The sequence below is a fragment of the Rhizomicrobium sp. genome (assembly GCF_056722145.1).
This window is the reverse complement of the sequence record NZ_JBWZET010000216.1, coordinates 1-5,586: the sequence shown is the minus strand read 5'-3', so window position 1 is coordinate 5,586 and position 5,586 is coordinate 1. Positions and strand designations below refer to the sequence as shown.

Genomic DNA, 5,586 nt, shown 5'->3' with positions numbered 1-5,586 from the left:
GGCGCCGAGGAATCCGGCATAGGTCCCGGCCATCGCCGCCGGTGCGAACATCAGGCAGCCTGCCGCCATGATGACGAGGCCGAGCACGATCGTCTTCACATAGCCGAGACGGCTGAGAACGATGCCGGCGGGAATGGAGAAGATGAAATAGCCGAGGAAGAAGGCGAACTGGGTCAGCATCGCTTGGGCGTAATTGAGCGAGAACAGACCCTTCAGCTTGGCGATCAGGGGATCGTTGAGCACGGTCACGAAGCCCCAGACGAAGAACAGGCTGACCACCATTGCGGCCATGCCGGCTTGGCGGCGGCCATTGCCGGCAGAGGCGGTGGGGATCGGTGCAGCTGTGATCATTGCCAGTTCCCTGTTGAATGTCTGCTCAGTTCAGATCCAGCCGCACGACCTTGCCGGCAGCGATGCGAATTTCCGTAAACGTGCCGAAGCGATCGCGGCCGGTCTTCCAGTCCTTGATGTGCGGGGTGCCGTCCTCGCGCACCTGTTTGGCGGCAATCCCGTGCACGCGCACCACATAACGCTGGAGGGCGGGGCGATAGCTGCCTTCGGATGCCGCGAACGCGATCTCAACGCCATGCTTGTCCGCCGCAGCGGTAATGGCTTGGCGATAGAACGCGCCTTTTTCGTAGGCATAGGTGGCGCCGTCATCGTCGTAATAGGTGAAGTGGGCCGGTCGTGCGTCGGCAAAGACGTCGAGTGTCACTTCGTCCACCGGCGCTTCGCCGATGAAATTCTGCGGCGCCTGCGTTGCCAGAATCGAACCGGAGCGCACGAACATCGGGATGTCGTCCCAGGTCTCGGCATGGGTCTTGACCGCCACCGTCTTGCCGCCGGCCAGGCGCTGGCCGCTGGCGTAATCGAACCAGGTGCCGCGCGGCAGGTAGACCGGGTGCACGGTTTCGCCCGGCGCCACCACCGGCGATACCAGCAGCGCGTCGCCGAACATCCACGCTGCGCTGTCGTCGGTCAGCTTGGGATCGTCGGGAAACACCCAGAACAGCGGCCGGACCACGCCGACGCCGGTCTCGGCGGCGCCGCGCTCGTAGGAATAGGTGTAGGGCAGCAGCGCATAGCGCAGGCGGATCGCCTTGACCGCGGCCGCTTCCGCCACCGGGCCATAGACCCACGGCTGGCGCTTCTCGCCGATCAGGCCATGCACCCGGTCGACCGGCACGAAGGTGGCGAACTCGATCCAGCGGGCATAGTTCTCGGCTGTGGGATGGCCGTTGAAGCCGCCCGAATCCATGCTCCAATGCGGCTCGCCGATGTTGAGGCTGGCGATCATGCGCGAACGCTGGCGCGCCATGCTGGCAAAGCCGGTCTCGATGTCGCCCGACCACAAGACATAGCCGTAGCGCTGGGCGCCGGCATAAAAGGAGCGGTTCAGCGACCACACCCGGGAATCGGAATGGGAACGCTGGCCGTCGTACAGCATGCGGCCCATGCCGAGGAATTGCAGGTTGTTGTATTCGAAGAAATGACCGCGCTCGAGATCGGTGATGTCGGCCTCGTCATTCCACCACGTCACCATGCCGGTGTCGAAGGCCGGTTCGAGATGGCTCCAGAACCAGGCGCGGGTTTCAGGCTTGGTGAAATCGAGATCGCGCGCCGGCCGTCCGGTGACGTAATCGATGATCGCCGGCTCGTTCGGGTGCCACAGGCCATGGGCGTCGGCATAGGCCGCAGCCGCTTCCGGGGCTGCAACCCCACCGGGCTGATCGATCAGGAGCCGCGGCTTCAAGATGCCGCCGAGCTTGACGCCTTGCCGGGCCATATCCTTCGCAAACACGCCGCTGGCGCCATTGGGGAAGAGATCGGGATGGGAATTGCCGGCGCCCGAACTGCTGTTCCAGCGCCATTCGCCGTAATTGTCCTCGCCCCACGCCTTCCAATCGAAATCGAGAATGAAGCCGTCGAGCGGAATCTTTTTGACGCGATAGGTGGCGACGATATCGCGGACTTCCTGCTCCGAAGCGCCCCACTGGCTGTTGAGGAAGCCGAGCGTCCATTTCGGCGGCAACGGCGGGCGTCCGCTCACCGCGGCAAGGCCGGCCATGGTCTCGAGCGGGGTCCCGACCATGATGAAATATTCGAGATCGTCACGCGAAATCGCATTCAGCATCACGACGCCGTCGCGGGTACGGAAACTGCCGCCGTCGGAATCGATCAGGGTGCCGTAGCGGGTGGTGAAGAACCATGGCGCACCGCCATCGCCTTGCGAGCCGGATTTGACCGTGGCGCCCTGATTGCGCAGGAGCGAGCCGGAACTGTCGTGCATGTCGATGCCGCGCATGCCGTAGAGATTTTCGCGGCTGTCGTGCTCGAACGCCGCGTAATGCTGGCTGCCTTCGGTGAGCGGATCGCGCTGGCGGAAAAGCTGGTGCCCGGCGGCGTCGTAGACGGTGATCGCGGCCGGCGAACCCACCACCGTCAGCTTCATTTTGGCGGTCTTGAGCACGGTGGCCTCGCCCTCGCGGTGCACATCGGCGTCGACACCGCCGCCCTGCAGCTTGGGGTCGACCACCGGCGTGCGGAACCCCGGCCTGCCGGTGCGATAGACATGGACCCGCACCACGGTGTCGGAAATCGCGGCGATGTCCATCGATTCCCCGCCGCGCTCGAGGTGTACGCTGCCGGCCGCACCGGCAACACCGGTACAGACCGACAGCGCCCACGCGACCGCCGCCACACCCAGGAGAAGGCGTCGGCGCGGAGAACGGGAAGGGGCGGACATCACAGTCATTCTGTTTCCGAATCCAAAGCGGGGGCGTCGTAAGTCGCTTCAACCCTGCCGGTCTTGCGGTCGACCAGCAGCATCTTGGTGCGTTCCGCCGGCAGATACAGGCGGAGCGTGGCACCACTCGACGCATCGCGCAGCGTCAAATCGCGATCGGAGGCATCTTCCGACACCAACAAATACAAAGTGGCATCGGCGAAGGTGACAGTGCGAACCAGCACCGAGGACGGCACGCCGTCGTCGCCAATGGTCGTCGTGACACCCGCCTTGGCCAGCGCCTCGCGATAGACGGCGGCCGTCACGTCGGGCGATTCCGCCAGCTCCACCGGCGCGGCGATGACCATAATGCGGCCCTTGCCATAGCCCAGTTCGGCAACACTGCGCCCATCGGGCAGGCGCAAGGCCTCGAGCGAGCGCTGGCTGATGTTGGAGAAGGTCGCCGGCAGGTGATGCCCCGCCACCTCGATATCGATGCTGCGATAGGTCAGCGTCGCGGCGCGCGCGTCGAGCCCCAGCGCCTTCAGCCGGTCACGCGGCTGCCAGTTTTCGTCGCGCTCGGCCGAGCCGGTGACGAGCAAGGTACCGCCGGCCTTCACATAATCGAGCAGAGCCGCCCACGTCGTCTGATGCAGCATCATCACCGAGGGCAGCACCACCAGCTTGCTGCCGGCGATTTCGGCGACATTGTTCTCGCCGATCAGGCGGGCCGGGGTGCGGCAGTTGAAATTCATCACCCGCACGGCGCGATGCTGGGCATCGTCGGACACCGTGCGCAACACCGAGAACTGCGTCGCCTGTGAGGTCAGGATCGCAACCTCCTCCGGCGCCGGCTCGCTGAGGTGGGCGCTGAGGGTTCTGGCGAAGGCGGCAAACCCGCGAAGCACCGTGGTATCGGGCTTTTCGGTGCCATCGGGGCGCACCGCCCCGATCGTCACTTCCTGCTGCGACCGCATGATGGCGTTGACGTCCCACAGCCACTCGATGGCGCCGGCACCGGTGGCGAGCGCGACGGCGATCTTGCGTTCGAGCAGCGCCGCATCCTGCCCGGCCGTGCGGCGCGGGCGGCCATCGGCATTGGATTCGCTCATGACGCCGGTTTCCTGCACCAGCATCGGCAGGCCGCGCTGTTTCGCCGACAGCGAATCCCACAGAATGTCGTCGTTGAACCACCAGCTGTGCACCGTGGTGAAATCGACCGCGTCCTTGAAGAAGTTCGGCGACGGGCTGATCAGCGCCCCGCCTTCGTCCTGGCCGACGGTGATCATCTGGCGGCTGCCGGCCTCGCGCATGGCGCCGCGCACGCCGCGCGTCCAATCGGCAAAGCTGTCCTGCGCAAACTGAACGAAATCGGTCGCCGCCAGCGGCCGGCCGCCATCATTGGCGCTTTGCGCCGACGTATCGCCATCGCCGGGCACCGGGATCGGACCCACGGGCAGAATGGTGTGCCAGGCGCGGGCGACCGCGTCCTTGCTGCCATAGCGATGCAGCAGCCATGCGGTCCACGCCGCGCTCTCGTGAACATCGCCATTGGGATAGGTGGTGAAGAAATGCGACGGATTGTCGAAGCTCGGCTCGTTGATGAGGTCCCACATCAGGAACGGCACATCGGCAAAGGCGTGCGCCAGCGAGGCGGCAAACTGATGCTGATGGGCAAGACCCGCAGGATCGAGATAGGGATTGGTGCCGCCGAATACCTCCGGCATGAAGGCGAACAGCGTGAACTGCACCGGCAGGCCGTGGCGGCGCGCCGTCATCAGATAGGCTTCAACGGTGCGCAGCGCCCGTTCCTTGACGGTGCCGTCGGCGCCCGCGACCTGATCCCAATCGGTCCAGATGCCGGTGCGCAGCATGTTGAGACCGCCATCGGCGATCTGCCCCATATCAGCGTCCCAGGCGGCGGGATTGGCGAAGCGGTACATCAGCCGCTGCGAGGTCGAATCCATATAGGTCGTGCCGACCACGGCGACCGGCTTGCCGTCGACGCGGAAATAGGAGGCATCCGCCGTCAGCTTCGGCCCGCTCGTCAGATAGGCGCGATCGCGCACCCAGAACGCGGTGCGGGTCTGGCCGCAAATCTTCGCGCCGCAATGCAGCACCGCTTCCACGGTGTGGAATCCCGGCTTGTCGTCCGTCGGCACGGCAACGGTCGCGCTATCCGACGGCTTGCCGGGCTTGATCGCGAACGTTGCCGCGGCTTCCTTGCGGCCATCCTGAGCAACGGTGATCTCGAGCGTCGCGCCGGCCGGCGCATTGTGGAAGACCGACCACGCCACATCGAAGCGCCACGCTTCGCCCGGCAGATACAATGCATAGGACGGCGTCACGCGGAAAAGGCTGGCACCGGCGTCGGCTTCCTGGGCCAAGGCCGCGACCGCGGTTTCCGCCGCTTTGCCTTGCCACGCCACGCCCTCGGCGTTGAGCATTACCCAGCGTCCGCCGGCAAAATCGTTCTGCAGATGATCGATGGCGATCACCGGTGCGGCCACACGGTGACCGTCTTTCTCGCCCCACACGAGGGCCCGCTCGGTGGCATCGAAGGTGCCGCTGCCGCCGACGCGCTTGGCGCTTTCCTGCTGACTCAGCCGGATCACCGCACTGTAGGACCACTGCCAGCGCAAACCTTCGAGCCCGGGGCGGGCTGCCGCGCGCGCCAATCCGGCGGCGCCGGGCGTCTTCTGGTAATCGCTGATCAGCAGGCGGCGGGCAAAGGCGTAATTCTCGGGCTGCACCGTCCAGTGATGGCCTTGGCGCGCCACGGGACGCGTGAATGGCCGACCACCGAGCGTCAGCAGATTGCCGCCGCGCACGAGAAACGCCTCAATCGCCGGCCATTGCGC

The 5,586-nt window shown here is 65.6% G+C and carries 2 protein-coding genes and 1 pseudogene; all 3 read right to left on the bottom strand.

Going from position 1 to position 5,586, the window contains the following annotated elements; translation table 11 throughout:
* Positions 1-351: pseudogene (locus tag AC1P6P_RS11870) on the bottom strand (glucose/galactose MFS transporter); the annotation flags it as partial.
* Between the two features lie 25 nt (positions 352-376).
* On the bottom strand, positions 377-2,746 hold the full coding sequence (locus tag AC1P6P_RS11865) for a glycoside hydrolase family 31 protein (RefSeq protein ID WP_481402651.1): 2,370 nt from the start codon (positions 2,744-2,746) through the stop codon (positions 377-379).
* Positions 2,747-2,751: 5 nt separating this feature from the next.
* Positions 2,752-5,586, bottom strand: a 2,835-nt coding sequence (locus tag AC1P6P_RS11860) for a hypothetical protein (RefSeq protein WP_481402650.1), incomplete at its 5' end; no start/stop codon positions are given.

Coding starts and splice junctions, on each gene's coding strand:
- AC1P6P_RS11865 (WP_481402651.1), bottom strand. CDS start 2,746: ATGTCCGCCCCTTCCCGTTCTCCGCGCCGACGCCTTCTCCTGGGTGTG.